This is a genomic window from Paenarthrobacter sp. FR1 (assembly GCF_051106045.1).
GTDB classification, from domain to species: Bacteria; Actinomycetota; Actinomycetes; order Actinomycetales; family Micrococcaceae; genus Arthrobacter; species Arthrobacter nitroguajacolicus_A.
In genome coordinates this window covers 39821-65667 of the sequence record NZ_JBPFSF010000010.1, presented here as the reverse complement: position 1 = coordinate 65667, position 25847 = coordinate 39821, and the positions used below count along the sequence as shown (strand labels likewise).

General features: G+C 64.3%; 28 protein-coding genes, 1 pseudogene and 1 riboswitch. Of the genes and pseudogenes, 18 read left to right on the top strand and 11 right to left on the bottom strand.

Annotated elements, in window-relative coordinates:
* Positions 1-12 precede the first annotated feature (12 nt).
* From ACR30Z_RS17960 to purM, 7 genes are all read left to right on the top strand, one after another.
* Positions 13-477, top strand: a complete 465-nt coding sequence (locus tag ACR30Z_RS17960) for a winged helix-turn-helix transcriptional regulator (protein WP_434373962.1) — start codon at positions 13-15, stop codon at positions 475-477.
* An 82-nt stretch (positions 478-559) separates the two neighbouring features.
* Positions 560-1390 (top strand): phosphatase PAP2 family protein, encoded by an 831-nt coding sequence (locus ACR30Z_RS17955; RefSeq protein ID WP_434373960.1) that lies wholly within the window; start codon positions 560-562, stop codon positions 1388-1390.
* A 155-nt stretch (positions 1391-1545) separates the two neighbouring features.
* A complete protein-coding gene (uraD, locus tag ACR30Z_RS17950; protein ID WP_434373958.1) occupies positions 1546-2055 on the top strand; it encodes a 2-oxo-4-hydroxy-4-carboxy-5-ureidoimidazoline decarboxylase in 510 nt (169 codons plus the stop codon).
* Positions 2052-2393, top strand: coding sequence for a hydroxyisourate hydrolase (gene uraH, locus ACR30Z_RS17945; protein WP_144649339.1), 342 nt, complete (start codon positions 2052-2054; stop codon positions 2391-2393). The genes uraD and uraH overlap by 4 nt, the downstream gene beginning before the upstream one ends.
* A 94-nt stretch (positions 2394-2487) precedes the next feature.
* Positions 2488-2820 carry a hypothetical protein gene (locus ACR30Z_RS17940; protein ID WP_144649338.1) on the top strand — a complete coding sequence of 111 codons (333 nt, stop codon included), beginning with the start codon at positions 2488-2490 and terminating at the stop codon, positions 2818-2820.
* A gap of 135 nt (positions 2821-2955) precedes the next feature.
* Positions 2956-4587, top strand: coding sequence for an amidophosphoribosyltransferase (gene purF / locus ACR30Z_RS17935; protein ID WP_434373957.1), 1632 nt, complete (start codon positions 2956-2958; stop codon positions 4585-4587).
* Positions 4584-5732, top strand: coding sequence for a phosphoribosylformylglycinamidine cyclo-ligase (gene purM, locus ACR30Z_RS17930; RefSeq protein WP_144649336.1), 1149 nt, complete (start codon positions 4584-4586; stop codon positions 5730-5732). Before purF ends, purM begins: the two co-directional genes overlap by 4 nt.
* A gap of 80 nt (positions 5733-5812) precedes the next feature.
* On the opposite strand, the pseudogene ACR30Z_RS17925 reads toward purM, so the two are convergent.
* The 3 genes and pseudogenes from ACR30Z_RS17925 to ACR30Z_RS17915 all read right to left on the bottom strand — a co-directional run bounded on the left by ACR30Z_RS17925 (position 5813) and on the right by ACR30Z_RS17915 (position 7770).
* Positions 5813-6582: pseudogene (locus ACR30Z_RS17925) on the bottom strand (VOC family protein).
* Complete coding sequence (locus tag ACR30Z_RS17920) at positions 6579-7361, bottom strand: VOC family protein (protein WP_434373954.1); 783 nt, start codon at positions 7359-7361, stop codon at positions 6579-6581. The pseudogene ACR30Z_RS17925 and the gene ACR30Z_RS17920 overlap by 4 nt, the downstream one beginning before the upstream one ends.
* Positions 7362-7545: 184 nt before the next feature.
* Complete coding sequence (locus ACR30Z_RS17915; RefSeq protein WP_024818182.1) at positions 7546-7770, bottom strand: DUF3073 domain-containing protein; 225 nt, start codon at positions 7768-7770, stop codon at positions 7546-7548.
* Positions 7771-8073: 303 nt separating this feature from the next.
* Between ACR30Z_RS17915 and ACR30Z_RS17910 the strand changes: the two genes are divergently transcribed.
* Entirely contained in the window at positions 8074-8853 is a 780-nt protein-coding gene (locus ACR30Z_RS17910; protein WP_434373953.1) for a septum formation family protein, read from the top strand.
* 7 nt (positions 8854-8860) lie between these two features.
* Here the strand turns inward: ACR30Z_RS17910 and clpB are convergent, their stop codons facing one another.
* Positions 8861-11518 carry an ATP-dependent chaperone ClpB gene (gene clpB / locus ACR30Z_RS17905; protein WP_434373952.1) on the bottom strand — a complete coding sequence of 886 codons (2658 nt, stop codon included), beginning with the start codon at positions 11516-11518 and terminating at the stop codon, positions 8861-8863.
* A 150-nt stretch (positions 11519-11668) separates the two neighbouring features.
* Between clpB and ACR30Z_RS17900 the strand changes: the two genes are divergently transcribed.
* Positions 11669-12286, top strand: a complete 618-nt coding sequence (locus ACR30Z_RS17900; RefSeq protein ID WP_434373950.1) for a pyridoxamine 5'-phosphate oxidase family protein — start codon at positions 11669-11671, stop codon at positions 12284-12286.
* A gap of 3 nt (positions 12287-12289) precedes the next feature.
* On the opposite strand, the gene ACR30Z_RS17895 is transcribed toward ACR30Z_RS17900, so the two are convergent.
* From ACR30Z_RS17895 to ACR30Z_RS17880, 4 genes are read right to left on the bottom strand one after another with little or no spacing between them, the layout of a single operon-like run.
* Positions 12290-13363, bottom strand: coding sequence for a sulfate/molybdate ABC transporter ATP-binding protein (locus tag ACR30Z_RS17895; protein ID WP_434373948.1), 1074 nt, complete (start codon positions 13361-13363; stop codon positions 12290-12292).
* Entirely contained in the window at positions 13360-14172 is an 813-nt protein-coding gene (locus tag ACR30Z_RS17890) for an ABC transporter permease (RefSeq protein ID WP_434373946.1), read from the bottom strand. Before ACR30Z_RS17890 ends, ACR30Z_RS17895 begins: the two co-directional genes overlap by 4 nt.
* 7 nt (positions 14173-14179) lie before the next feature.
* On the bottom strand, positions 14180-14986 hold the full coding sequence (gene modA / locus ACR30Z_RS17885; protein ID WP_434373945.1) for a molybdate ABC transporter substrate-binding protein: 807 nt from the start codon (positions 14984-14986) through the stop codon (positions 14180-14182).
* Complete coding sequence (locus ACR30Z_RS17880) at positions 14983-15393, bottom strand: TOBE domain-containing protein (protein WP_090823153.1); 411 nt, start codon at positions 15391-15393, stop codon at positions 14983-14985. The genes modA and ACR30Z_RS17880 overlap by 4 nt, the downstream gene beginning before the upstream one ends.
* 234 nt (positions 15394-15627) lie before the next feature.
* Between ACR30Z_RS17880 and ACR30Z_RS17875 the strand changes: the two genes are divergently transcribed.
* From ACR30Z_RS17875 to ACR30Z_RS17860, 4 genes are all read left to right on the top strand, one after another.
* Positions 15628-16962 (top strand): FAD-binding oxidoreductase, encoded by a 1335-nt coding sequence (locus ACR30Z_RS17875; protein ID WP_434373944.1) that lies wholly within the window; start codon positions 15628-15630, stop codon positions 16960-16962.
* 133 nt (positions 16963-17095) lie between these two features.
* Entirely contained in the window at positions 17096-17965 is an 870-nt protein-coding gene (locus tag ACR30Z_RS17870) for a DUF4031 domain-containing protein (protein WP_434373942.1), read from the top strand.
* On the top strand, positions 17962-18738 hold the full coding sequence (locus ACR30Z_RS17865) for a 2-phosphosulfolactate phosphatase (RefSeq protein ID WP_434373940.1): 777 nt from the start codon (positions 17962-17964) through the stop codon (positions 18736-18738). Before ACR30Z_RS17870 ends, ACR30Z_RS17865 begins: the two co-directional genes overlap by 4 nt.
* A 9-nt stretch (positions 18739-18747) precedes the next feature.
* Positions 18748-20406: a sialidase family protein gene (locus ACR30Z_RS17860; protein ID WP_434373938.1), complete on the top strand. Its 1659-nt coding sequence runs from the start codon at positions 18748-18750 to the stop codon at positions 20404-20406.
* Here the strand turns inward: ACR30Z_RS17860 and ACR30Z_RS17855 are convergent.
* The 3 genes from ACR30Z_RS17855 to ACR30Z_RS17845 form a co-directional block, all read right to left on the bottom strand.
* Positions 20403-20804 (bottom strand): YccF domain-containing protein, encoded by a 402-nt coding sequence (locus ACR30Z_RS17855; protein ID WP_018778312.1) that lies wholly within the window; start codon positions 20802-20804, stop codon positions 20403-20405. The two genes, ACR30Z_RS17860 and ACR30Z_RS17855, sit on opposite strands and share 4 nt — an antisense overlap.
* Before the next feature lie 89 nt (positions 20805-20893).
* Positions 20894-21343 carry an SRPBCC family protein gene (locus ACR30Z_RS17850; RefSeq protein ID WP_434373936.1) on the bottom strand — a complete coding sequence of 150 codons (450 nt, stop codon included), beginning with the start codon at positions 21341-21343 and terminating at the stop codon, positions 20894-20896.
* Positions 21344-21848: 505 nt separating this feature from the next.
* On the bottom strand, positions 21849-22445 hold the full coding sequence (locus ACR30Z_RS17845) for a phosphoribosylanthranilate isomerase (RefSeq protein WP_434373934.1): 597 nt from the start codon (positions 22443-22445) through the stop codon (positions 21849-21851).
* Positions 22446-22543: 98 nt separating this feature from the next.
* Here ACR30Z_RS17845 and ACR30Z_RS17840 point away from each other — a divergent pair, with 98 nt between their 5' ends.
* The 5 genes from ACR30Z_RS17840 (at position 22544) to ACR30Z_RS17820 (ending at position 25847) form a co-directional block, all read left to right on the top strand.
* On the top strand, positions 22544-23191 hold the full coding sequence (locus tag ACR30Z_RS17840) for a HutD/Ves family protein (RefSeq protein WP_434373933.1): 648 nt from the start codon (positions 22544-22546) through the stop codon (positions 23189-23191).
* Between the two features lie 57 nt (positions 23192-23248).
* Positions 23249-23314, top strand: a riboswitch (guanidine-III (ykkC-III) riboswitch).
* 9 nt (positions 23315-23323) lie between these two features.
* A complete protein-coding gene (locus ACR30Z_RS17835; RefSeq protein WP_091552225.1) occupies positions 23324-23638 on the top strand; it encodes a DMT family transporter in 315 nt (104 codons plus the stop codon).
* Between the two features lie 2 nt (positions 23639-23640).
* Positions 23641-24015 (top strand): DMT family transporter, encoded by a 375-nt coding sequence (locus ACR30Z_RS17830; protein WP_434373932.1) that lies wholly within the window; start codon positions 23641-23643, stop codon positions 24013-24015.
* A gap of 172 nt (positions 24016-24187) precedes the next feature.
* On the top strand, positions 24188-25192 hold the full coding sequence (locus ACR30Z_RS17825; protein ID WP_434373931.1) for an aldo/keto reductase: 1005 nt from the start codon (positions 24188-24190) through the stop codon (positions 25190-25192).
* 4 nt (positions 25193-25196) lie between these two features.
* Positions 25197-25847, top strand: a complete 651-nt coding sequence (locus ACR30Z_RS17820; protein ID WP_434373930.1) for an MBL fold metallo-hydrolase — start codon at positions 25197-25199, stop codon at positions 25845-25847.

Sequence of the window (25847 nt, the reverse complement as noted above, 5' to 3'; positions counted from 1 at the left end):
CAGAATGGTTTCATGTTGCAACCAACCGACATGGACTGGACGGATCCCGAGTGCCCCGTCGCGAGGGCCGCTGATCTGGTGGGGGACAAATGGATTCTGCTGATTATTCGGGATTCACTGGACGGCAAACGTCGCTTTTCGGAGTTTGAGAAGTCCCTGGGGGTGGCGAAGAACATCCTCTCGGACCGCCTCCGGCTTCTGGTGGACAGGGGCGTGCTGACCCGGACGCCCAATGACCGCGGCACCCGCAGCGAGTACCAACTCACACGTGCCGGGCTTGACCTGTTCACACTGATCCTCAGCCTCCGGCAATGGGGAGAGCGCAACGCGTTCGGCACCGACGAACGGCACTCCATCCTGGTCGAACCCGCCACGGGTGACCCGGTCCCACAACTGCGCCCCCTTGACCAAGACGGCAACGAGCTTGGACCGCAGGAGACGCTGCTCATCAGGGTGAGCCACCACCCCGAACCGTGACCGGACGCAGCACCAGGAAGCCCCAAGCCCAAACTGCTAAGGTTACTCACCATACTGAGGCCGCCACGGTAAGGGGACGAGAGTGACGACTGAAGGAAAAGAGTCGGTGGAAACCGGCGTACGGGGCGAGGTCAGCCAGGATCGGTTCGTCGCCGGGCAGGACCTGACGCGCTGGAAATCCCCTGCCGGCCGGACCATGGCCCGGAGCGCCGAGTGGGTCACCGGATTACTCGGCCCCTACGCTGCACTGGTCATCACACTCGTCGCGGGACTCGGCGTTGCCCTCTGCCTGGCCTTGGTGTTTGGCGAGGTCTACGAGTCGGTGACCGAAGCCGACGGTGTCGCCGGCCTGGACGATCCCGTCCTCGCAGCAGCCAAGACGGTCCGTTCCCCCGCCTTGGATGTTGCCGTCACGGCGTACACAAACATCGGCGGCACAGTGGGCATGCCCATCATCGCCGTGGGCATCATGATCTTCCTGGCCACGCGGCGCCGTTCATGGACACCCGTCATCCTGATGCTCGCCGCCGGACTGGGTTCCCTGGTGATCACCATCCTGGGCAAGCCGATCTTCGGACGGACCCGCCCTGACATGGCCGATGCGATCCCGCCCTACGAGCATTCCGCTTCGTTCCCCAGCGGACACTCCCTGAACTCGATCGTGATCGCAGGCATCGTGGCATACCTGATCATCCTGCGGCTCAAGACCATGCGGGCACGGGTGATCACGGTGGTGGTGGCGGCAGCCTTCGCGCTCACCATGGGCTTGAGCCGGGTATACCTCGGCCATCATTGGCTCACGGATGTGCTGGCAGCCTGGGCTATCGGCATCGCGTGGCTGGCCCTCGTCATCACCGCCCACCGCCTCTACCTGACCGTGCGGACAAGACGCCAGGGGGCGGTAGTCTCTTGACATCAAGCGGATCCGTCAGCTTAACTAAATTACGTATGCTGAAATAACAGTTCCATGATGCGGAAGCTTGAAGTAAAGACTTCCTCTTGCACCAGCAAGAGTTCCGCATAGCCCACACCATGGATGCCAGCATTTTGCACGAGGATGACACAAGCATGGAGCTTGCAGTATTCAACAGTGTTGACCGGGACGAGGCCATCAGGACCCTGACCCCTTGCCTGGATATCAGCCGCTGGGTCGAGGCCATCGTGGACGCGCGCCCCTACGCCAGCGTCGACGAACTGCTGGGGCAAGCCCAGCGTGCCGCCGAGCCCTTCACCGCCGATGAGGTGGAGTCAGCCATGGCCCACCATCCCAGGATTGGCGAGCGTCCCAAGGCCCAGACCACCGAAGCCGCGATGTCGCGCTCGGAGCAGGCCGGCGTTGACCCGGGCGACAACCAGACAACAGCGGCGCTGGCCGAGGGAAACCGGGCCTATGAGGACAAGTTCGGCAGGGTCTTCCTGATCCGCGCGGCAGGTCGCAGCGCACAGGAAATGCTCAGCGCCCTCCAGGAACGCCTCACCCACACCCCCGAAGAAGAAGACACAATTGTGGCCGGCCAGCTCCGCGAGATCGCACTGCTGCGCATCTCCGGACTGATCAGCGAAGGAGTCAACGCATGACCGTTTCACAGGTAACTACCCACATCCTGGACACCGGTTCCGGCCGCCCGGCGGCGGGTGTCGCCGTCGTACTCTACGTCCGCGAAGGTGACGACTGGACCCTGGTGGCGAAGGGCGAAACCGACGCCGACGGCCGGATCAAGACCCTTGGCCCGGAGCGGATCCCCGGCGGCGCATACCGTTTGAACTTCGCCACGGGCGCCTACTACGAGGGCCTCGGCACGGAGACGTTCTTCCCGGAGGTGGACCTGAACTTCACGGTTTCCGACGCCGGCGAGCACTACCACGTGCCGCTCCTGCTGAGCCCGTTCGCTTTCTCGACGTACCGCGGCAGCTAACCGACCCCGCCGCCGAGTTGCCAGATAATGCCAATGTTCCTGCCGAACATTGGCATTATCTGTCACTTGGGTGGGGAACGGTACGCTTGAAGGCATGGCTTCAGAGGACACCACCCCCAATTCCGCCCGTCGCGAGATCACGGTTCGCCGGGCACCCAAGTTCGTTCCCTTCATGATTTTGGGGGCCGTGGTTGGTGCAATCGTGGCCGCCATCATCGCCTATGGCCGCCAGGCCGACCCCGCCTTCGACGCCGGCACCGTGTTCGGGTTCTTCCTGATCGTCTGCGCGGGCGGCGGCGTCATCCTCTTCTCGATCCTCGCCCTCATCCTGGACCGCGTCAGCGTCAAACGCTCCGAGCGCGCCGTTGTGGAAGCCGTCCCGGATTCGGTTCCGGACGAAGGACCAGAGCACGACGACGTCCGCTAAGTCGGGCGCCCAACGCGCCTCTTCGGAGGGGAGCCGATGTGAGACACACCGCATTTTCGCGGGAACACGCCAGTTCACGGGGTCACATAGGCTGCGAGGGAACTTACCACGGCCACAACATGAGACAATCGACCAGTGGCACGTGGCGACGGAAAACTTTCTCATGATCTTCTCCCCGGCGAAAAAGGCCCCCAGGACGCTTGTGGCGTCTTCGGGGTTTGGGCTCCCGGTGAAGAAGTAGCAAAACTCACCTATTACGGGCTGTATGCGCTGCAGCACCGCGGACAAGAATCGGCTGGTATTGCTACCAGTGACGGCAAGCGCATCAATGTCTATAAGGACATGGGCCTTGTGTCCCAGGTCTTCGATGAGACGACCCTGAACACCCTGACCGGACACCTGGCCGTAGGCCACTGCCGGTACTCCACCACCGGTGCAAGCCACTGGGCCAACGCACAGCCAACCCTGGGTGCTACGGCAACCGGCACGGTTGCCCTGGCCCACAACGGCAACCTGACCAACACCGCTGAACTCCGGGAAATGATCCTCGAGCGCAACGACGGCCAGCTGACCGGTGAAATGAAGCAGGGCAACACCTCGGACACCGCACTGGTGACCGCCCTCCTTGAGGGCGAAGAGGGCAAGACCCTGGAGCAGACCGCGCTGGAGCTGCTGCCCAAGATCAAGGGTGGCTTCTGCTTCGTCTTCATGGATGAAGGAACCCTCTACGCAGCCCGCGATACCTACGGCATCCGCCCGTTGTGTCTGGGTCGCCTGGAACGCGGCTGGGTGGTAGCCTCCGAGCAGGCCGGTCTGGCCACCGTTGGCGCAAGCTTCATTCGCGAGATCGAGCCCGGCGAATTCATCGCCATCGACGAAGACGGCGTTCGTTCGCAGCGCTTCGCCGAGGCAACCCCTGCCGGCTGTGTCTTCGAGTACGTCTACCTCGCCCGCCCGGATGCTGCCATTGCCGGCCGTTCGGTGTACGAGGCCCGTGTTGAGATGGGCCGCCAGTTGGCCCGCGAAAACACGCACGAGGCTGACCTCGTCATCCCGGTTCCCGAGTCCGGCACCCCTGCCGCTGTTGGCTACGCCGAACAGTCGGGGATTCCTTTCGCGCACGGCTTCGTCAAGAACGCCTACGTGGGCCGCACCTTCATCCAGCCCTCGCAGACCCTGCGCCAACTGGGTATCCGGCTCAAGCTCAACGCTCTGGAATCCGTGATCCGTGGCAAGCGCATCGTTGTGGTGGACGACTCGATCGTCCGCGGCAACACGCAGCGCGCCATCGTCCGGATGCTCCGCGAGGCCGGCGCAGCGGCGGTGCACGTCAAGATCTCCTCTCCTCCGGTCCAGTGGCCATGCTTCTACGGCATCGACTTCGCGTCCCGCGCCGAGCTCATCGCCAACGGCGCCACCATCGAAGAGATCTCGCAGGCCATCGGCGCTGACTCGCTGGCCTACATCTCGGAAGACGGCATGATCGGCGCCACCCAACAGCCGCGCGAACGCCTCTGCACGGCGTGCTTCACCGGCAAGTACCCGATCGAGCTTCCGCACGCGGACAAGCTCGGCAAGAACCTGCTGGAGCGCACCGACCTGGGTGGACTGCCCGCCGCGAATGAGGACACCTCCGTGGACGACTCCGAGGATCCGGCCGAGAAGCCCGGCGCCACGGGCTGCGATCCGGGACCCGACGCCGAATTCGAGAACCTGCTGACCGACGCTGATCGTTTGACCGACGCCGACAAGAAAGAGTCTGTATGACCTCCGCAACCCCTGCCGCTGAGAACAACTCCGGTATCACCTACGCCTCCGCGGGTGTCGACGTCGAAGCGGGAGACCGCGCAGTCGAACTCATGAAAGGCGCCATCAAGGCGACCCACAACTCTTCGGTGATTGGCGGCGTCGGCGGTTTTGCTGGCCTGTACGACGTCTCCAAGCTCCTCACCTACAAGAAGCCGCTGCTGGCCACGTCCACTGACGGCGTGGGTACCAAGGTTGCCATTGCGCAGGCCATGGACATCCACGACACCATCGGTTTCGACCTCGTAGGCATGGTGGTGGACGACATCGTAGTGGTGGGTGCCGAACCGCTCTACATGACCGACTACATCGCCTGCGGCAAGGTTGTCCCGGAGCGCATCGCGGACATCGTTCGCGGTATCGCAGCTGCTTGCTCTGTTGCCGGCACCGCCTTGGTGGGCGGCGAAACCGCTGAGCACCCGGGCCTGCTGGGTGAACACGAATACGACGTCGCAGGTGCCGCCACCGGCATCGTCGAGGCCGATGCCCTGCTCGGCCCGGACCGGGTCCGCGAAGGCGATGTCGTCATCGGCATGGCGTCCTCCGGCCTGCACTCCAACGGCTACTCCCTGGTCCGCCGCGTCATCAACCACGCCGGCTGGGCACTGGACCGCCAGGTTTCCGAACTCGGCCGCACGCTGGGCGAAGAGCTCCTGGAGCCGACGCGCGTCTATGCAGCTGACTGCCTGGACCTCGCCCGCACCTTCCCGGTGCACTCGGCCAACGCCGTTCACGGTTTCAGCCACGTCACCGGTGGTGGCCTGGCCGCCAACCTGGCACGTGTCCTCCCGCAGGGCCTCGTGGCCACGGTTGACCGCAACACGTGGGAACTCCCCGCCATCTTCAAGCTGGTCTCCGAGCTCGGCAACGTTCCGCTGGCCGACCTCGAGCGCACGCTGAACCTCGGCGTGGGCATGGTTGCCATTGTTTCCGCCGAAGCAGCCGACGCCGCAGTGGCCCGCCTGAACGACCGCGGCCTGCCGTCCTGGGTCATGGGTACCGTTTCGGCTGACAGTGACTCGATCGACAAGACCGGCCCGGATTACGTCCAGGGTGCCAAGGGCGTCGACGGCGGCGCCGTACGTCTGGTGAACGCCTACGCCTAGGCGGTTTATCGCCTCATCAAGAGAGCGGCCGGGCAGTTGAACTCAACTGCCCGGCCGCTCTTTCTTGTTGGTTGCCCTTCCTAGACCTGGATCAGGCTCAGCACGCCGCCTTGGGATCCTGGATGGTGGCGAGGGAGCCTGTCTCGGGCTTGTCCTCCGGCTCCACCAGGAGCTCTCCCCCGGCGGCAACGGCTGCCTCAGCAGCCTTCCGCAGGTCCGAAACCCCGAAGTAGATCTGCCAGGCAGCGTCATCGCCCTCCTCGGCAGGAACAATCCCGGCCACCTCGTCGCCGTTGATCATCAGCGTGCTGTAGCTGCCGCCGTCGTCCTGGGGATATTCGGTGACCTCATGCCCGAAAAGCTGCTGGAAGAACGCGACGGCGGCCTGCGGCTCGGGTGTCAACAGCTCGGCCCACGCCAACGCACCGGGCTCGTTGAACAGGTGGCTTCCCACGTGGGTTCCGGCCTGCCAAATGCCGGTGGTTCCCCCGCCTGCAGCTTCGATGAACGCCAGGACACCCGTGTCGGCCACAGCTTCGGGCCCGAACTGGAGCTTCCCCCCGGCATGAACGGCGTCCGCCGCGATTTCTTCCGTATCAGTGGCAGCGATGTAGATGTTCCACTGGCCGTGGGTTCCGGCGGCTTCTTGCCTGGGGTTCTGCGGAGCGATCACTGCCACCAGCTGATCCTTCACGAAGGCTTGCGAGTAACTGCGGCCATCCGGCGTCGGCAGGTCCTTGAAGGTCCAGCCGAACACCTTTCCGTAGAAATCCTTGGCAGCGGGAACGTCCCTTGTCTGCAGATCCGCCCAGCACGGCTCCCCGCTGGCGTAGTGCTTCCGCGCCGTCACGCTGCGAGTCCCGTCATGATGCTGAAGGCTGCTCCCGCAGGATCCATCAGGACAGCCATGCGGCCCACTCCGGGGACATCAAAAGCCGGCGCGATGACGTGGCTGCCCAGCTCCACGGCTTGCTCTACGGTGGCGTCGATCTCCACCGCGCTGAAGTACGTCATCCAAAACGGCGACAAGCCCTCAATGGGCAGCTTGAGTGCTCCCGCTATGCGCTTTCCGTCCACCAGGAGGCTCGTGTACTCCTGCAGTTCACCGGCGGGCCCGGTCTCGCTGGAGCAGCCTGTCACGGCCTCGTAGAACGCGACGGCCTTGGGGACGTCGTGGGTCTGCAGTTCATTCCAAATCATGGTCCCCGGCTCGTTCACCAAGCCCGATCCGGGGTGGTTGCCCGCCTCCCAGAAACCGATCTGGGCCCCGGTGGGATCTGTGGCGAAGAACATACGCCCGCTGCCGTTGGGGACGGCGTCCGGAGGAACAACCAAGGTCCCGCCTGCTGCTTCAACGCGCTTAGCGGCTTCGTCGGCGGAGTCCACGGCGATGTAGTTGGCCCAGTAAGACGGCATTCCCGCAGGCGCATCCGGCAACTGCTGCATCATGCCTGCGACGTAGCGGCCCTGGAGCTTGGCCATGTAGTAGGTCATGCCGTTGCCGGCGTCCATGGCGTCCAGCTCCCAATCGAACAGGTCGCTGTAGAACTTCTTGGAGACCTCAATGTCGGTGGAGGACAGGTCCACCCAACACGGTGTCCCCTGCTTGTAGCTTTCGACCGCCGGCATGGCACTCCCTTTCAATGCACTCGACCTCAAGCCTACGCAAAAAAGGGCCCTCAGGGTACGCCAATAAATGGCGTGCCCTGAGGGCCCTTTTCAAAAGATATACGGCACCCGAAGATGCGCGATGACCTTGATGTACGACGGCGGTCCGCAACTCAGTGCCAGCGGCACCTGTTGGTTGCGACAGCTATCCGATACGGCGGGTGTCTACCTCGTCGTCATCGTCTTCCGCGTACTTGTCCTCGTAGGCCGAATAGTCCGGCTCCGGGGGATCTTCGGGGAAGTGGCTCTTGACACGACTGGACGGACCCGTGAGCTCCCGCTCAAGTGCCGAATAGTCAGTGTTCGGGGAGTAGTACTTAATGTCCCGAGCCTGCTTGGTAGCTTTTGCCTTTTGACGGCCGCGCCCCATGGCGTGACCCCCTTTTGTACTTGGACCGGAGGTGGTCACCTTGGCTATCGGTGAGGCCCCGGAATGTTTGGTCAATTTGTCGTATGTCTAGATTACATGCTTTCGGAGGTGCCTGCGCGCCACCGCAGCGCCGCGCCGGGGCCAACTGCAAGCAAAACCGGCACCGAACACCGCCAAGAGGGCCGAAAATTGGGTAGAGTCTGCCTCAATGCGGCATCAGAGCAGGAAGGCACACCCCGGATTATGAGCCAGGACAACACTCCACCGCGTGATGGTTCACCTCGCAATCAAGACGAGGATGGGGTGCCTCCTGCACCCAAGACGCCACCTCCGCCGTCGGGCCTCCAACCTGATCCCGCCCCGGAGATCGACCCCGACTTCGTCCCGAATCCCGGAGAGCAACCGGACCCCGCTGCCCCGCCCACCGGTGATCAGGCGCCGGAAGATACAACTGCAGATCCGGCGCAGCCGGCTTTCGCGGGTCAGCAACCCTACGCGAGCCAGCTACCTTATCCTGGCCAGCAACCGTACCCGGGGCAGCAGACCGGCCAGGAATGGCGACCAGAGCCGCAGGGAGATCCGGTCAAGCGGCAGCGGCTGGTGATCGGCGGGATCGTGGTGGGCGTCCTCGTCCTCATCGGCGTAGTCATTTGGGTCCTGCTCAACCTGCTGGGCACCCGCCCGGAAGCAGTTGTCAGCACACCCAGCGCGACGGCAACCCCCGGCCCCCTCCCACGTGACGCGAATTCCAAGGACTTCCAGGTGGGCGACTGCTTCGCCGACTTCGATCCCAATGCTTCCAAGGCAAGGGCCGTTGCCTGCGACACCGAGCACTCGGCCCAGCTTGGCGCCATCCACCTGTACGGAGCGGACGAATCGTTCCCGGGCACCAATGCGTTGCGCGACAAGGGACGTGAAGTGTGCCGCAACGTGAAGCTCAACGCGGCAGCCGACAAGTACGTACTGCTTCAGCAGAACGTCTACCCCAGCACCACCAGTTGGGACCGTGGCGACCGCCGCGTTGATTGCTTCGTCGTTGTGGATTCCGGCAACACCATCACCGAGGACGTCCTCGAAAAGTAGCTCTCAGCTACTTCCTGCGAACCGTGAGACCTGTACCTGCAGCAGCACCGCCGTCGGGACCTGTGAGCGCTTCCAACCCCTCAAGGGTGAGTTCGTCCACGTCAGCTGCGGTGTCCACCAGCACAGTATCGCCGTCGCTGATCTCGCCGGCCAGGATTTCCTTGGCCAGGCGGTCACCGATCTCGCGCTGGACGAGCCGGCGCAGTGGCCGGGCGCCGTAGGCGGGATCGAAGCCGGACATCGCCAACCAGGCGCGCGCACCGTCGGTGACCTCCAGGCTCAGGCGGCGATCACGGAGCCGGTTGCTCAGCTCGGCGACATGCAGCTCCACAATCCGGGCAAGTTCCTCGACGGACAGCGGATCGAAAAGCACGATCTCGTCCAGGCGATTCAGGAACTCAGGCTTGAACGATGCCTGGACCACGGCCATCACAGCCTCGCGCTTGGCCCTGGCATCCAGCGACGGGTCCACCAGGAACTGGCTTCCGGAGTTGGATGTCAGCACCAGGATGGTGTTGCGGAAGTCCACGGTGCGGCCCTGGCCATCGGTGAGACGACCGTCGTCCAGAACCTGCAGGAGGATGTCGAAGACCTCGGGGTGGGCCTTCTCCACTTCATCGAGCAGCACCACCGAGTACGGACGGCGACGGACAGCTTCCGTCAACTGACCGCCTTCCTCGTAGCCGACGTATCCCGGAGGGGCACCCACCAGGCGGGCGACGGCGTGCTTCTCGCTGTATTCGGACATGTCGATCCGGATCATGGCGCGTTCGTCGTCAAAGAGGAAGTCGGCCAGGGCCTTGGCCAGCTCGGTCTTGCCCACGCCGGTAGGACCAAGGAACAGGAACGAACCCGTGGGCCGGTTGGGATCGCTGATGCCTGCACGGGCACGGCGAACGGCGTCGGAGACAGCCTGCACGGCCTTGCTCTGGCCGATCAGGCGCTTGCCGAGTTCCTCTTCCATATGCAGCAGCTTCTGCGACTCGCCTTGAAGCATGCGGCCGGCAGGGATGCCCGTCCACGCTGAAATGACCTCGGCGATGTCGTCAGCGGTCACGTCTTCCGCGACCATCAGTTCAGGCTTCGACTCGCTCCGGGCGGACTCTTCCTCAGCAGCGGCGCTCAGCTCCCGCTCCAGGGCGGGCAGTTCACCGTAAAGAATCCGCGACGCCGACTCAAGGTCGCCTTCACGCTGGGACTTGTCCGCTGCCGAGCGGAGTTCATCGATCTTGGCTTTCAGCTCACCCACACGGTTGAGGCCTGCTTTCTCAGCTTCCCAGCGCGCGTTCAGTGCGCTGAGTTCTTCGTTCTTGTCGGCCTTGTCCGCGCGGAGCGCAGCCAGCCGTTCCACCGACGCAGGATCGGTCTCGCCCTGGAGGGCAAGTTCCTCCATGGTCAAGCGGTCGACGGCGCGGCGGAGCTGGTCGATCTCTTCAGGGGCGGAATCGATTTCCATCCGGAGCCGTGACGCGGCCTCGTCCACGAGGTCGATGGCCTTATCCGGCAGCTGGCGGCCCGAGATGTAGCGGTTGGAGAGCGTTGCCGCCGCCACCAAGGCAGAGTCGGCGATGGCTACCTTGTGGTGCGCCTCGTAGCGTTCCTTGAGGCCTCGGAGAATGCCGATGGTGTCTTCGACGCTGGGCTCGCCAACGTACACCTGCTGGAAGCGGCGCTCCAACGCAGGGTCCTTCTCAATGTTTTCGCGGTACTCGTCCAACGTGGTGGCACCGATGAGGCGCAGCTCGCCACGAGCCAGCATGGGCTTGAGCATGTTGCCCGCATCCATGGCACTGTCGCCGGTGGCACCGGCACCCACTACCGTGTGGATTTCATCGATGAACGTGACGATCTGTCCATTGGAGTTCTTGATCTCTTCAAGGACTGCCTTCAGGCGTTCCTCGAACTCGCCACGGTACTTGGCGCCGGCCACCATGGACGCAAGATCGAGCGCGATCAGCGTTTTGCCGCGCAAACTTTCCGGGACGTCGCCGGCCACCATGCGCTGGGCGAGGCCTTCGACGACGGCCGTCTTGCCGACGCCGGGCTCGCCGATCAGCACGGGGTTGTTCTTGGTGCGGCGGCTCAGGACCTGGACGACGCGGCGGATCTCGCTGTCACGCCCGATGACGGGGTCCAGCTTGCCCGAGCGGGCCACCGCGGTGAGGTCGGTGCCAAACTTCTCCAGTGCTTGGAAGGTGTTTTCCGGGTCTGGCGAGTTGACGTTCCTGTCGCCTCGGACACCAGGCAGGGCGGCGAGCAGCGCTTCGTGGGAGGCACCGGCGTCGCGCATTAACTTTCCGACGGCGTCACTTCCGGCAGAGAGGCCCAGCAGCAGGTGCTCGGTGGAGACGAAGGAGTCGCCAAGTTTGTCGGCCTCGTTCTGGGCAGCCTGGATGGCCTGCATGGACTGGCGGGACAGCTGCGCCTGCTGGACCGAACTGCCCGACGACGACGGAAGCGCCTTGATGGCAGAGCTGGCCTGCACGCTGACGGCATCCGGATCGGCCCCCGTAGCTCGCAGGAGTGCCACGGCCACGCCTTCGCGCTGGTCCATGAGGGCTTTGAGCAGGTGGGCTGGCTCAAGCTGCGGGTTGCCGGCAGTTGAGGCGTTCATGGCGGCCGCAGAAAGGGCCTCCTGGCTTTTGGTGGTGAATTTGACGTCCAAAGAGTGCTCCCTTTCTGGAGTTGAACCAATACTTTCAAAGTTGAGTCTACTACGCTCAACTTTGATTTTTGGCCCACTGTGTTCCATGTTTGCCCACGGCGAAACCAGTGTCCAGAGCTGCCGGGTAGCAACGCAGCTTAGGCTGGGGCCATGGACTCAATCTCCACCGTGGACGAACTTGAAGAACTGATCGGCCTTCCCCTGGACCGCGTGCGCCGAAAGGTGCGGAACTCGCTCAGTGATTTCGACCGGCAATGGCTGGCAGCGAGCCCCTTTTGCGTGATCTCGACGACGGACGCGCAGGGTCACGTGGACGCCTCGCCCAAGGGGGACCCGGCCGGCTTCATCCAAGTCCTTGACGACCACACCATCGCCATCCCCGAACGGCCCGGCAACAAACTCGCGTTCGGCTTCCGCAACATCCTGGAGAACCCGAATGTCGGCATCCTCTCGGTGGTCCCCGGACGCACGGACACACTGAGGATCAACGGCACGGCACGTATTGTCCGCGATGCCGACTTCTTCGAACTCATGGTGGTCAAGGGGCACCGTCCGCGCGCAGCTGTGGTGGTTTCCGTGGAGGAAGTGTTCACGCACTGCGGCAAGGCCTTCATGCGCAGTGGGCTGTGGCAGCCCGAGACGTGGAACCCCGGCGACCTGCCCAGCATCGCAAAGCTCGCCCAGGCCTACACGCAGCCCGAAACCCCGCTGGCAGACCTCGAGGACTACTACGGACGGTCGTACGCCGAGCGGATGTACCGCGAGTAGGCGTCAGGCCGGGTAGACCGACACCAGCGCTGCCTTGACCACGAACCGCACGTCCATCCCGGGAACAAGGCCAAGATCGGCCGATGCCGCGGGCGTGATGTCGGCGGAGAGGGCCGGTGCCGATGAACCCGTGCTGGCACGCACCCGGATCTGGTCGCCGTGCGGTTCAAGGTCCGTAACGGTCGCCGCGAAGGAATTCCGCGGGCTTCCGTGCACATCGCCCAGGAAGACGGAAACAGCCGACGGCGGGAACGCGGCCACGCCCGCCTGGCCGGACACAGGTGACCACTCAGGATCGTGCTGGCCGGCGAAAACCCGGCCATCCGGCGTCGTTATTCCCTCGCCCGAGATGACCCCCGTGACGAGGTTGAGCCCCGCCAGTCCGGCGGCGAACTGGCTCCGGGGGCGCTCCAGGACCTGACGGGTGGGTCCGGCCTCGGCAATCCGGCCCTGCTCCACCACGATCACGCGGTCCGCGAGCATGTAGGCATCCAAGACATCGTGCGTGACGATGATGGCCTTCCGGTCCTTGAGCACCCGTTTGAGGACACGGCGGAGCAACGGTGCTGCATGGATGTCGAGGGCTGCCATAGGTTCATCGAGGAGCAGCAATTCCGGTTGGGCCGCCAGGGCACGAGCCACGGCAACGCGCTGAGCCTGCCCGCCGGAGAGCTGGGATGGCTTGCGGTGCGCCAGGGGCAGTGCGTCAACTTCGGCCAGCCAATGACCTGCCGACTCCCGCGCGGCCGCTTTCGAAACACCGGCACTGCGCGGACCAAACGCCACGTTGTCCAGGGCATTCAGGTGCGGAAACAGCAGCGCCTCCTGGGCCAGCAAAGCCGTGCCACGCAGGTGCGGCGCGCTCCACAGGCGAGTCCCGCCGTCGAGGTTGAACAGCGGTCTCCCTCCGATTTTCGCCGTGCCGGAATCCGGCCGGAGCAGCCCGGCGATCACACCCAGCAGCGTGGACTTGCCCGCGCCGTTGGGACCGAGAATGGCCACGGTCTCACCGTCAGCGAGGCTGAGCGACACGTCGAAGTTCCGGGCACGGAGGCTGGCCCGCAGCTCGAAGCTCATGCCTGGACCTCCGCACTGTTGCGTCGGCGACCATAACTGAGCCCCACCACGGCCACGGCGACCGCCACCAGTACCAGGGACAGTGCGACGGCGGCGTCAGCATCACTCTCACGCTGCAGGTAGATCTCCAGCGGAAGGGTCCGAGTAACTCCCTCCAGGCTGCCCGCGAACGTCAGGGTGGCGCCAAATTCCCCCAGGCTGCGGGCAAAGGACAACACGGCGCCCGACGCCAGCCCTGGCAGTACCAGCGGGAGCGTCACGCGGCGAAGCACGGTGGTGGGTCGCGCACCGAGGGTCGCCGCGACGGCCTCGTACCTGTTTCCGGCCGATCGCAGGGCACCCTCCAAACTGACCACCAGGAACGGCAAGGCCACGAAGGTCTGCGCGAGGATGACGGCAGTTGTGGAAAACGCGATCTGGATACCCGCCAACTCCAGGGACTTCCCCAGGAGGCCTTGGCGCCCGAACGTATACAGCAGCGCAATACCGCCGACGACGGGTGGCAGCACCAGCGGCAACAGGACCAACGAGCGGAGGAGCCGCTGTCCGGGGAACTCGCCGCGGGCAAGAACCAGCGCCAGCGGAACGCCCAGCACAATGCAGAGGATTGTGCTGGCCGCGGAGGTTCGCAGGCTCAGGCCCAACGCGGCCACCGAGGATTCGGACGTGATGAGGGGAATGAATTGCGGCCAGTTGACCTTCGCCACCATCGCCACCAATGGAAGAATCACCAAGAGGCCGCCCACGACCGCCACGGCATAGACCCATCGCGGGATGCCGTGGTAGCCGGAGGTGCTCTGCCTGTTCATGGACGTCCTACGGTGCGCCAAAACCAGCGTCGCTGAGGACCTGGCTGCCAGCCTCGCTGGTGACCGCCGCGATGAACGCCGCCGCCAGTTCCTTGTTCTTGCTGGTACCGACCGTGGCGATGGGATAGACGTTCACGGCCCTGTCCGACTCCGGGAAGGGGATGCCCTTGACGTTGTCGCCGGCCCCCTTCACGTCCGTGACGTAGACCAGGCCAGCATCGGCCTCGCCCGAGGTGACCTTGCCGAGGACATCGGTCACCGAGGATTCCTCGCTGACCGGGGTCAAGGAGATGCCGCTGGCCTTCTCAACCGTGTCCGTTGCCGCGCCGCAGGGGACCTGGCTGGCGCAGGTGACTACTTTGACGCCTGGCTTGGCGAGGTCCGCAAGGGAAGAGATCGACGCCGGGTTGCTGGGTGGGACGGCAATCTCCAGGACGTTCGTGGCGAAATTTGTCGCGGTACCCTCCACGAGTTTGGCGTCGGCCAGCTTGGTCATGTTCTTGGTGTCGGCGGAAGCGAAAACGTCGGCTGGGGCACCTTGGCTGATCTGCGTGACCAGGTCCGAGGAGCCTGCGAAGCTCAGCGCGACCTTGGTGCCGGGGTTCTTGGCTTCAAAATCCTTGGCCAGTTGGGTGAAGGTGGCCTTGAGCGAGGCTGCGGCAAAGACGGTCACTGTCCCGCTCAACTGGGCGCTGCCGCTGGTGCCCGATGGTGCCGCGGCGGGGGCCGTGGTGCCGCAAGCAGCGAGGACGCCGGCCAAGCCCACCGCCACGGAGATGCCCACAATGCTCGTCTTCAGGTGAAGGGTCCTCATATGATGCTCTTTCCCTGCGGTGTTTCGATGATGACGGTGGTGGCCTTGACCACGGCGGTGGCCACTGAGCCGAGTTCCAGTCCCAGCTCCCTGACGGCTTCACTGCTCATGAGCGACACCACCCGAAACGGGCCACATTGAAGCTCCACCTGGGCCATGACTTTGTCCGCGGTGATTCCCGTAACCAGGCCGACGAAGCGGTTCCGCGCCGAACTTCCGGATCGGGAGGGGTCGTCCGGGAGGTGGGATTGGTCGCGGGCAAGCGTGGCCAGTTCCAGCCCGTCCACGGCAAGCCGGCCCGCTCCGTCCTTCTGCGCGGTCAGCGTCCCATTTTCCGTCCAACGCCTTACGGTGTCGTCACTGACACCCAGGAAGCGAGCGGCTTCTGAAATTCGTATTTGCGGCATGGAATGATTGTAGTTCCGTAAATGCGGTTTATTGGCATCGAATGATCCGCAGACGAAATGTGACTCCCTCAGGACCAGCCGCGCCCGGTCCCGCCAGACGCGACCGTACGCAGTGGTGCGCCGGCCGCGGAGGGGTGCGCCCGCCGTCGTACTTCTTTGCGCTACCCATGGTCCCCGGGAAGGTGGAGCCGTACCCTGATCTAGGGGAGAGTCTTAGGCGCGAAGGAGCGTCCCATGGAATGGATTCGTCCGGACAGCCCGAACTACCACGAGGCCCGGAAACTCTTCAACGCGATGATCGATCGCAGGCCGGCTGTCATCGCCAAATGTTCTGATCCCGGGGAGGTTGCCGAGGCCCTCAGCTACGCCCACAACCACAATCTGGACGTGGCAGTAAGGTCCGGCGGGCACTCGGTGGCCGGCATGTCCACCAATGACGACGGCCTGGTGGTTGATGTCCGCCCCATGAAGTCCATCAGCGTGGATCCGGAGGCAAAGACCGCCACGGCCGGCGCCGGACTCACCTGGGGCGAGTTCGACCGCGCCACCCAACAGTATGGACTGGCCGTCACGGGTGGGCGCGCCTCCACCACGGGAGTCTCGGGATTCACCCTGGGCGGCGGCTCGGGGTGGCTGGAGCGTTCCTACGGTTTCGCGTGCGACAACCTCCTCTCCGTTGACCTGGTCACGGCCGCCGGCGACCGGGTCACCGCAAGCCGGGATGAGAATCCGGAGCTGTTCTGGGCCCTCCACGGCGGGGGCGGAAACTTCGGCGTCGCCACCTCCTTGACGTTCCAATTGCACGATCTCGGGCCCACCATCATGGCCGGACTCATGTTGTTCCCCGGAGACGACGCGGCGGAGCTCTCCCGTGCCTTCCGCGGGATCGCATTGGAAGCTCCCGACGCCGTCGGAACAGCCCTCGTGTACCTCACCGCTCCGCCGGAAGAGTTCGTCCCGGAGGACATGGTGGGAAAGCTCGCTGTCGGCATGGCCTACCTTTACGCGGGTGATGTGGAGGCCGGCGAAGAGCACGCGAAGCCGTTCCGCGACCTTGGCCCCTCCGTGGATCTGGTCTCGCCCATGGGATACGCGGATTTCCAGTGCATGATCGACGACCCTCCAGACCATTACAACTATTGGAGCGCCGACTACCACGATGAGCTCAACGATGACGCGCTGGACCTTCTGGTGGACTCTGCCCACCGGCTTCCCGGAGCCCACTCGCAACAGTTGGTGGCGCGGTGGGGCGGAGCCGTTTCCGGACCTGCTGCCGCGAACACTCCGTTACAGCACCGCGGCGCAGCATGGGTCAGCCACCCGTTCGGCTTGTCGGAGACCCGGGAGGGCGGGCAGGAAGCCAAAGCCTGGGTCAAGCAGTTCCGCCAGGACATCGCCCCCTACACCACGGGCGGCGTGTGGCTGAACTTCATCGGCGACGAGGGCCAGGACAGGATCATGGCCGCCTACGGAGAGCAGAACTACCGCCGGCTGTCCTTGGTAAAAGGCGAGTTCGATCCTGACAACGTGTTCCGCGGCAACCAGAACATCCTGCCGGCGGAGCGCTGAGTTTCCCCACACTCCTTCCCAGTTGCCGTGGACAGCGCGGGCAGTGAAGCCCGGGTTTCCGGGGCGGCAGCACGGCGGTAGACGTCCCGATGGCCGGCAACTGGGAAGGATCGTCCGGGACTACACTTTGGCCATGGCCATCTACGTCGATCCCCCTTTGTGGCCAGCGCACGGAACCGTGTTTTCGCACCTCGTTTCGGACACGTCGCTGGACGAGCTGCACGCCTTCGCGGCCGCTGCCGGAGTACCGGAGAGGGCCTTCGACGGAGACCACTATGATGTCCCGGAACGCCGCTACGACGACCTTGTCCTCGCCGGCGCCATCCCCGTGGAAGCCCGTATCCTGGTCCGCAAACTCATCGCCAGCGGGCTCCGGATCCCTGCTCGGGAACGGAGCAAGGCCCTGACTGTCCCGTTAATGGAACGCTGGAACAGCACCTATCCCGGGCACGAGGAATTAGGCCTCGAGCTGCTGGAACGCTGGGGTGAAGATGGCAGGAAGTACCACAGCCGCACGCATCTCTTGGCTGTAGTGGAAGCCCTGGACATCCTGACCGAACCCGCCCTGCCCGCACGGACCGTTGCCCTGGCGGCCTGGTTCCACGACGCCGTGTATGAAGGAGTGGCCGGACAGGACGAGGAAGAGTCCGCACAACTGGCAGAGAACCGGCTCACGGCTGCCGGTTTGGCTCCCGCAGACGTAGCCGAAGTAGCCCGCTTGGTGCGGCTCACGGCCACCCATAGTCCCGAGCCAGGTGACCACGCCGGGGCCCTCCTCTGCGACGCTGACCTCTCCGTGCTGGGAGGTGACGAGCAGTCCTACGCGCGGTATCTGGCCGCCGTCCGCGAAGACTACGCCCACGTCAGCGACGACGACTTCGCGAAGGGGCGCGCCGCCGTCGTGCGTCATTTGCTGGGCCTGGACCCACTGTTCCATGGCGAACGCGCCAAGGCTCTGTGGCTCGACGCCGCCCGCCGCAACCTTGCCGGCGAACTCGCGTGAGCGGTGTCCTCAGCGAACCCGGGGCGCCGCAGAGGCAGCTCCCGTACTCGGTCCGGTTCGAATGGGGGCTCGACGGCGCCCGGGCGGTGGTGCCGGGCGCTGACCTTGCGGTGGTGGTTGATGTCCTCTCATTCACCACGTGCGTGAGCGTTGCCGTGGATCGCGGGGCGGTGGTGTTTCCGTATCCATTGAGGGATGCGGGGGCGAGTGAATTCGCGGCCCACCATCGTGCCTCGCTGGCCGGACCGCGGGGCTCGGAAGGGCTGAGCTTGTCGCCCGTGAGCCTCCGTGCTGCGCCGGTACTTGAGCGGGTGGTTCTGCCCTCCCCCAACGGGTCCACCATCAGCCATGAATTGGCCGGTTCAGCCCGTCAGGTGGTCGCGGTTTCACTGCGCAACGCCGCTGCCACGGCAGACTGGGTGCACGCCACACTGCCTCATGGTGCCGTTATTGCCGTCATCGCCGCGGGTGAGAAGTGGGGCAACGGTAGCCTGCGCCCGGCACTGGAGGACGAACTTGGAGCCGGCGCGTTCATTGCCGGCCTCGCGGCGGCCGGGCGTCACAACTTTTCCCCGGAGGCGGCAGCTGCTGCTGCGGCGTTTGACGCTGCGGAACCTCATCTTGCGGCCGTTTTGCGGGGATGTTCCAGCGGCCGGGAACTGATCGACGCCGGCTATGCGGACGATGTCGTCATGGCAGCGGAGCTGGACGCAGGTTCCGCAATTGCTCTTGTGCAGGACGGTGCCTATCGGGGGGTGTTGGCGGCCAGCTAGCATAGAGGTGTGACCTCCTACCTCTTGGGTTCCTCCCACTCTGCCGTTCCCCTTGCCGTCCCCGATGTGGAACACGTCCTGGCGGCGCGCGGCGTGGGCGGTTACCGGCAGTACCGCATCCCAGCCTTGGCCGTCACCATGCGGGGAACAATCCTGGCTGCCTATGACGGACGGCCCAACTTGGACGACCTTCCCAACCCCATCGACCTCCTGCTTCGTCGCAGCTACGACAACGGGATCACCTGGGAGCCGCAGCAGCTTGTGCGTACCGGTGCGGGACTCCACGGCTTCGGCGATCCAAGCCTGCTGGTTGACGCCGACACCGGCCGCATCTTTATGTTCCACGCAGCCGGGACCCACGCAGGCTTCTTCGAGGCCGTTGCCGGATTGGAGCCGGACAACGACGTGCAGCATGCGGACGTCAGCTTCTCCGACGACGACGGCGACACCTGGCAGCACCGCCGGCTCACCCCACAGCTCAAGACCGGCGGAATCACCGGCCTCTTCGCCGCCGCCGGACAGGGCATTCACATCCACACCGGACCATTTGAGGGCCGGCTGGTGCAACAGTATGTGCTGCTGGTGGATGGTGCCATCATGGCCGCTTCGGCGTTCAGCGATGACCACGGCGAGACGTGGCAGTTGGGCGAGCTGATCGGTCCGGGCACCTCAGGGGTGGGGCCAAACGAGAACAAAGTGGCGTGCTTGGACGATGGCCGGTTGCTCCTGCATTCGAGGGGCACACCGTGCCGATTGGCCGCCGTGTCCGAGGACGGCGGCCAAACGTGGAGCCCGTTGCAGCCTGTTCCGGACCTGCCCGATCCCAGCGACAACGGATCCCTGACGCGCTTCGACGGAGTGCCGCATGTTGCGTTCGCAGCGCCGGAGACTACATCCTGGCTTCTCGCGAGCAACAACCAGGACCCTCATCTGCGTCGTAACACCGTGCTGAGCCTCTCCCCCAACAACGGCGCCACCTGGCCGTCAAAGCTGCTCGTCTGCCCGGGAAGCTCGGCCTATTCGACGGTGACACGGCTCCCCGACGGGAACATCGGAGTGCTCTACGAACGGCAGGGTTACACGGAGATCGTGTTTGCTTCGATCCCGGCCGAGCAGCTGACAGGGCAGCTTTCCGCGCAGCCTCTGGTTGCTCCCGGGCCCACGGGCCTGGTCTTCGACATGGAGCTGCGCTCCGTAACCCCAGGCAGGCCCACGGTGTGGCAAAACGCCGGAGAGTTCCACGTGATCCCGTCCAACAGCCACGGTCAATGGGATGTCCAAACATGGAAGGAAATCGGGCAGGGCTACGCCGGTGACCAGGTTCTCGGCACCCGGGAAGCCCAGGACCTCAACTACGGACCCATCATCCCGGGCTACAAAGCCGGGGACATCCTCGCCTTCACCGGGCGCGTCCGCAACGCAGGCACTGAGCCGGCTACCGGCGTCGTACTTCTCGGACCGCACCAGAACGCGGGCGATTTCCCACCCGCGGACCTACTGCCCGGCGAGCATGCACTCTACTTCACGCCGACCTACACCATCACGGCGTCGGACCTGGAGCACGGTGCGCTGAAACTTACCTTCGCGGCGGAGGCCGACGGCGGAAGCGTGCGTGTGGAGCGGACGTTCCTTTTCAATCTGCGCACCGGAGTGGTTGCTGCGTCCTAGCGGTACGTGCTGACGAACGGCTGGTTGGTAGGCACGATCTGCTTGCCCAGCGGCATGAGCGAAACCGGAATCAGCTTCAGGTTGGCGATGGCCAACGGGATGCCAATGATGGTGATCGCCATGGCAAACGCCGTGACCACGTGGCCGATGGCAATCCAAATTCCGGCCACCAGCAACCAAATGACGTTACCCAAGAGCGCGAACACGCCCGTGCCGCCCGGCTTCTCGACCACCATCCGGCCGAAGGGCCACAAGCAGTACGCGCCGATCCGGAACGAAGCGATGCCCCAAGGGATGGTCACGATGAGCACGCAGCAGATGATGCCGGCCGCGAAGTAACCCAAGGCCAACCAGAACCCACCGAAGACAAGCCAGATGACGTTAAGGATCGTTTTCATAGTCTTCATTCTCCCTTGTGGGTCTGACAGAAAGCCTAAGGGTCTGCCCTGAATCTTCCCTGACTTACACGCGTTGCGCGGCCACAGGCTTAGGCCAGGAGGGCGTCCAGCTTGTCGAACGATGTTCCCCAGCCATCGCGCGTCATCTCAACCCAGTCCTCTGAAGCGAACGGGCTCTGCGTCAGATGCATGCGCGTGCGGCCGTTGAGATCTTCGAATTCGAGGCGCATCTCTTCAAACTCGTGATCGGCGTCAGGTGCGGCCTTCGCGGTGGACACCAGAAGGGCGGGAGCGTCCAACTCCTTGATGACGGCCTCGATCGGCGCTTCCTGCCGGCCATTCTCGTCGGTCCACCCCATCACCACCTGCCACACTCCACCCACCCGGGGCTCGATGATGATCTTGTCCCGGGGAGCGTCCATGTCTGCCGGCCCAAACCACTGCGTGAGCAGATCCGGGTTCATCCACGCTTCGAAAACCGTCTCGCGGGGTGCGTCAAACTCGCGGGTCATGGTCAGGGTGTACTGTTCCGTGCTCATTGCTTGACTCCTGTTTTCCGTGGTTTCCGTGGTTTCGGTTGATTCCATGGTTTCGGTGGTTTCCGTGGTTCGGTGGATTCCATGGATTCCGTGGTTTCGGGCGAATCGTGCTGTTGGGAGCGATTCTATGGGGTGCCGCTGACAGCCCGACGCTCTCTCACTAAATCGCACGTTTCCACCAACCCTCTCTCACATCCCCACCAACCCTCTCTCACATCACCATCAGTCCCCACCAACCCTCTCTCACATCCCCACCAGTCCCCACCACCCCTCTCTCACATCACTTCTCTGGGCGTGGCCATCCGATACACCGTCTCCCATCAAGCTGTCTCAGAAAACCAAACGGCGGGCACCCGGATACGGGACGTGAGAGAGGGCCGCCACAAAACCAACGGGACGTGAGAGAGGGCCGCCACAAAACCAACGGGACGTGAGAGAGGGCCGCCACAAAACCGACGGGACGTGAGAAAGGGCCGCCACAAAACCAACGGGACGTGAGAGAGGGTCAGGCTTTGGCGGCTTGGACGAACGCGCGGATCTTGGCCAGGTCCTTCACACCCCGCGAGGACTCGACGCCGGAGGAAACGTCCACTCCCCAAGCCCCGGCAGCGGCTGCGGCGAAGGCCACATTGCCGGGTTCCAGGCCACCGGCGAGCAGCCACTCCCGGTTGTCGAGCCCCTTCTCCCGCACAGAGGCGTAGTCCCAGGACTCTCCCGACCCCGGCACTGCGGCGTCGATCAGGAACACGTCTTCACCCAGATCCGCGAACTCGTCCAGGGAGGCACCCATGGTGACGGCCCGGATAAGCCGCATCCCGGCGTCGTGCACTGTTTTGACGTCGTCAGCGGTCCGGTGTCCGTGCAACTGCACCCACCCAAGCCCAGCGACCCGCGCCACAACCACGGCATCGGCGGCGGCTTCATGCCGGAAAACACCCACGGCACGAACCCCGGCGGGCACCAGCGGGAGCAGGATGCGAACCTGGTCGGGGCTGACCTCCCGGGGGCTGGTGGTGAGGACGAAACCGACGGCGTCCGCACCGGCGTCGACGGCCTCACGCACTGATTCGGGCGTGCTCAAGCCGCACACTTTGACGAACATCCAGCCCCTCCCTCACTACCCGAACAACGTTTTCCACATATGACGTTAGCAAGCCACGTTGCCAACGCAGAAGCGGCGTCCACCACTAGGCTGGTCGGATGGAGATCATCCGCTTTGCCGACATCCATCCCGAACCGTGGCGCAACGGGGGCGGGGTGACCCGCGAACTCGCCAGCCATCCCAAGGCCGCGTCGGCGCAGGACGGCGCATGGGATTGGCGTGTCAGCATCGCCGACGTCTCCAAAGCCGGAGAATTCTCCACCTTCCCGGGCATGGAGCGGGTCATCACCATCATCGACGGCGAACTGTTACTCCTCACCGTGGACGGCTCTGAGCATCCGCTGGAGAAATACCGTCCGTTCCGGTTCTCCGGCGAGGCCGCATCGTCGGCCACGCTTCCCACAGGGGACATCCGGGACTTGAACGTCATCGCCCGCGCAGGCGCCTTCAAGGGCTACACGTCCATCGTTGAGATCTCCAAAAAGCGCGCGCACCCCGTTTTCGAAGGCCAACTTGCCATCCTGCTGGAGGGAAAGGCGACTGTTGCGCCTGGCGCCGCAGTCGAGGAAGAGTCGGCTGCTGAGGAAAAGTCCGACGGCGGCGTCTCCCCAACCAGCCCCGGGGAACCTGTTGAGTTGTCACGGTACGACGCCGTGGTCGGCTCGGACACCCGCAGCCCCGAGATCTCCGGCCGCGGTTTTGTTGCAGTGATCTCAATCGACCACGTGGAACCCACTCACGCCTGAGTTGGTGACGTTAACCACCAGAAGTGGCCACCCCGCGCGGGAGTTGCTAGCCTGAAATGAAGGTTCCCCTCTGGAACCTCCGGACGACGGTTCAGTACCCGGCACGCGACAAGACTGGCCAAAGGAAATGTCATGTCGTGGATAATTCTCATTCTTTCCGGAGCACTCGAAGCCGTTTGGGCCGCAGCTCTGCATCGTTCCAAGGGCTTCCGTAAACCCGTCCCCACAGTGGTTTTCCTGGTATCCGTGATCGCCAGCATGGGCGGGCTGGCAATCGCCATGCAATCCATCCCCACGGGCACGGCCTACGCCGTGTGGGTTGGAGTCGGCGTAGTGCTGACTGCGACGTACGCGATGGTCACCAAAGTTGAACGTGCGACGACGGCCCGGCTGCTTCTGCTTGCCGGCATCGGGGCGTGCGTGGTCGGCCTGAAGGTGGTGGCATAGCCATGACAACGAACACTAAGAACACCGGTAACGGAATCTTCTGGGCCATCCTCCTGGCGTCGGCGCTCCTCGAAGCCGTGTGGGCCACCGCTTTGGGGCTCTCCAATGGCTTCACGCAACTCATGCCCACACTGGTCTTCGCGGTCACCGCAGTATTGAGCATGCTGGGACTGGGTATCGCAGTGAAGCGCATCCCCCTCGGTACTGCTTACGCGGTATGGGTGGGTATCGGTGCGGCCCTGACTGTTGGTTGGGCCATGATCACGGGCGTGGAATCGGCGAGCCCGCTGAAACTCCTCTTCATCGCCGGAATCGTGGGCTGTGCCGCCGGTTTGAAGGCGTTGCCCGCAGAGAAACCCGTAGCCAAGACCGAATAGCGGCGGGTCCCTGCGCTCCATTTCGATGGATCGCTGCAGACCATGCCGCTCGCACGGCACGGTACGCAGCGATCCATCGAATCGGCCACGCCACGCACGCCACGCAGGAATACCCCAGCGCGCCATCGGGTTCACGCCTTCAAGAGCACCCAAACACGCATTGGAGACGTTCATGACTGCAGTTCAGCTCGGAGATGGCCTCACGGTCAGCCCCCTCGGTTTCGGCGGAATGGCCCTGACCCCGGTCTATGGCGGGATCGACCCAGCAGAAGGCCTGACCACGCTCAGGCATGCGGTGGACGCGGGCATCACGTTCATCGACACCGCAGATGTGTACGGCGCCGGCAGCAACGAGGAACTCGTGGGCAGGCTCCTGAAAGAGCGCCGCGACGAGATCCAGGTAGCCACGAAGTTTGGAATTGAGGGCAACCCCGCGGACGGATACACGGGAGTCCGCGGGGATGCGCCCTACGTCAGGCAAGCAGCGGAAGCGAGCCTCCGCCGCCTGGACGCTGACGTGATTGACCTCTACTACCTGCACCGCCGCGACCTCCGCGTTCCGATAGTGGAAACCGTGGAGGCCATGGCGGAGCTGGTCCGTGAGGGCAAGGTCCGGCACCTCGGCTTGTCTGAAGTGACAGCCGAGGAGCTTAGGCAGGCCAACGCCGTCCATCCCATTGCCGCGGTCCAGAGTGAATGGTCAATCTGGAGCAGGGATGTTGAACTCAACGTTGTTCCTGCAGCCAAGGAGCTTGGCGTAGGGTTTGTGCCGTATTCGCCGCTGGGCCGCGGGTTCCTCACCGGAACCGTCAGCGCGGGCGACCTTGGCGAAAATGACTTCCGCCATAAGATCCCCCGTTTTGGCGACGAGGCACTTGATGCAAACCAAGCCGTGGTGGCCGCAGTTCGCGAGGTAGCCAGTGAGCTGGATGCAACTCCTGCCCAGGTAGCCCTGGCTTGGCTGTTCGCCCAAGGTCAGCGCCTCGGGATTTCGGTAGTCCCCATCCCCGGCACGCGCAAGACGCACCGGATCGACGAGAACCTGGGGGCGCTGTCCCTGCAACTGGGGCCAGCACAACTTGAGGTGCTCCACCAAGCCGCTGCCGCCGTCGTGGGTTCACGCTCCGCCGACCCCAACTGGGTCTCGCAGGGCCGCGAAGCCAAGAACGTAGGCTGAACGCATGGATTCGCTTATTCACTCACTACGTGACGTCACCATTCGCAGCATTTCGGTCAGCGAGATGAACAACAACGTGTACCTGTTGACGTCAAAGTCCACGGGTGCGCAGGTGTTGTTCGATGCCGCTGACGACCTTCCGGCCATCCAGCAGCTTCTCTCGGAGTCCGCCGGCGATTCGAGCAATCCCACCAAGCTGGTCAGGATCGCCACCACCCACCAGCACTGGGACCACGTCCGTGCGCTGGCGGAGCTGGTGGAAGTCACCGGGGCCACCACGTCAGCAGGAGCGGACGACGCCGATGCGTTGCCGGTTCCGGTGGACGTCCGGCTTGGTCACGGCGACGTTGAGCGCTTCGACGACATCGAGCTCACGGCGGTCCACCTGCGTGGACACACCCCTGGCTCGATCGCCTTCGTGTACCAGGATCCGGACGGGCCGGCCCACATTTTCAGTGGAGACTCGCTGTTTCCGGGAGGCGTCGGCAACACACAGAAAGATCCTGCACGCTTCACTTCTCTGTTGAACGACGTGTCGGAACGACTGTTCGACGCCTATCCGGACGATACCCTGGTGCACCCGGGCCATGGATTGCCCACGACCCTCGGAGCCGAGCGGCCACACCTTGAGGAGTGGCGCGCGCGGGGCTGGTAG

What these genes read in the sequence shown, in the direction of transcription:
- ACR30Z_RS17960 (WP_434373962.1), top strand. Translation starts at nt 13, where the DNA reads ATGTTGCAACCAACCGACATGGACTGGACGGATCCCGAGTGCCCCGTC.
- ACR30Z_RS17825 (WP_434373931.1), top strand. Translation starts at nt 24,188, where the DNA reads ATGACTGCAGTTCAGCTCGGAGATGGCCTCACGGTCAGCCCCCTCGGT.
- ACR30Z_RS17875 (WP_434373944.1), top strand. Translation starts at nt 15,628, where the DNA reads ATGGAATGGATTCGTCCGGACAGCCCGAACTACCACGAGGCCCGGAAA.
- uraH (WP_144649339.1), top strand. Translation starts at nt 2,052, where the DNA reads ATGACCGTTTCACAGGTAACTACCCACATCCTGGACACCGGTTCCGGC.
- ACR30Z_RS17900 (WP_434373950.1), top strand. Translation starts at nt 11,669, where the DNA reads ATGGACTCAATCTCCACCGTGGACGAACTTGAAGAACTGATCGGCCTT.
- ACR30Z_RS17940 (WP_144649338.1), top strand. Translation starts at nt 2,488, where the DNA reads ATGGCTTCAGAGGACACCACCCCCAATTCCGCCCGTCGCGAGATCACG.
- ACR30Z_RS17845 (WP_434373934.1), bottom strand. Translation starts at nt 22,445, where the DNA reads ATGTTCGTCAAAGTGTGCGGCTTGAGCACGCCCGAATCAGTGCGTGAG.
- ACR30Z_RS17890 (WP_434373946.1), bottom strand. Translation starts at nt 14,172, where the DNA reads ATGAACAGGCAGAGCACCTCCGGCTACCACGGCATCCCGCGATGGGTC.
- ACR30Z_RS17920 (WP_434373954.1), bottom strand. Translation starts at nt 7,361, where the DNA reads ATGCCGGCGGTCGAAAGCTACAAGCAGGGGACACCGTGTTGGGTGGAC.
- purM (WP_144649336.1), top strand. Translation starts at nt 4,584, where the DNA reads ATGACCTCCGCAACCCCTGCCGCTGAGAACAACTCCGGTATCACCTAC.
- ACR30Z_RS17835 (WP_091552225.1), top strand. Translation starts at nt 23,324, where the DNA reads ATGTCGTGGATAATTCTCATTCTTTCCGGAGCACTCGAAGCCGTTTGG.
- ACR30Z_RS17870 (WP_434373942.1), top strand. Translation starts at nt 17,096, where the DNA reads ATGGCCATCTACGTCGATCCCCCTTTGTGGCCAGCGCACGGAACCGTG.
- modA (WP_434373945.1), bottom strand. Translation starts at nt 14,986, where the DNA reads ATGAGGACCCTTCACCTGAAGACGAGCATTGTGGGCATCTCCGTGGCG.
- ACR30Z_RS17830 (WP_434373932.1), top strand. Translation starts at nt 23,641, where the DNA reads ATGACAACGAACACTAAGAACACCGGTAACGGAATCTTCTGGGCCATC.
- ACR30Z_RS17840 (WP_434373933.1), top strand. Translation starts at nt 22,544, where the DNA reads ATGGAGATCATCCGCTTTGCCGACATCCATCCCGAACCGTGGCGCAAC.
- ACR30Z_RS17915 (WP_024818182.1), bottom strand. Translation starts at nt 7,770, where the DNA reads ATGGGGCGCGGCCGTCAAAAGGCAAAAGCTACCAAGCAGGCTCGGGAC.
- ACR30Z_RS17880 (WP_090823153.1), bottom strand. Translation starts at nt 15,393, where the DNA reads ATGCCGCAAATACGAATTTCAGAAGCCGCTCGCTTCCTGGGTGTCAGT.
- ACR30Z_RS17850 (WP_434373936.1), bottom strand. Translation starts at nt 21,343, where the DNA reads ATGAGCACGGAACAGTACACCCTGACCATGACCCGCGAGTTTGACGCA.
- uraD (WP_434373958.1), top strand. Translation starts at nt 1,546, where the DNA reads ATGGAGCTTGCAGTATTCAACAGTGTTGACCGGGACGAGGCCATCAGG.
- ACR30Z_RS17820 (WP_434373930.1), top strand. Translation starts at nt 25,197, where the DNA reads ATGGATTCGCTTATTCACTCACTACGTGACGTCACCATTCGCAGCATT.
- ACR30Z_RS17895 (WP_434373948.1), bottom strand. Translation starts at nt 13,363, where the DNA reads ATGAGCTTCGAGCTGCGGGCCAGCCTCCGTGCCCGGAACTTCGACGTG.
- ACR30Z_RS17855 (WP_018778312.1), bottom strand. Translation starts at nt 20,804, where the DNA reads ATGAAAACGATCCTTAACGTCATCTGGCTTGTCTTCGGTGGGTTCTGG.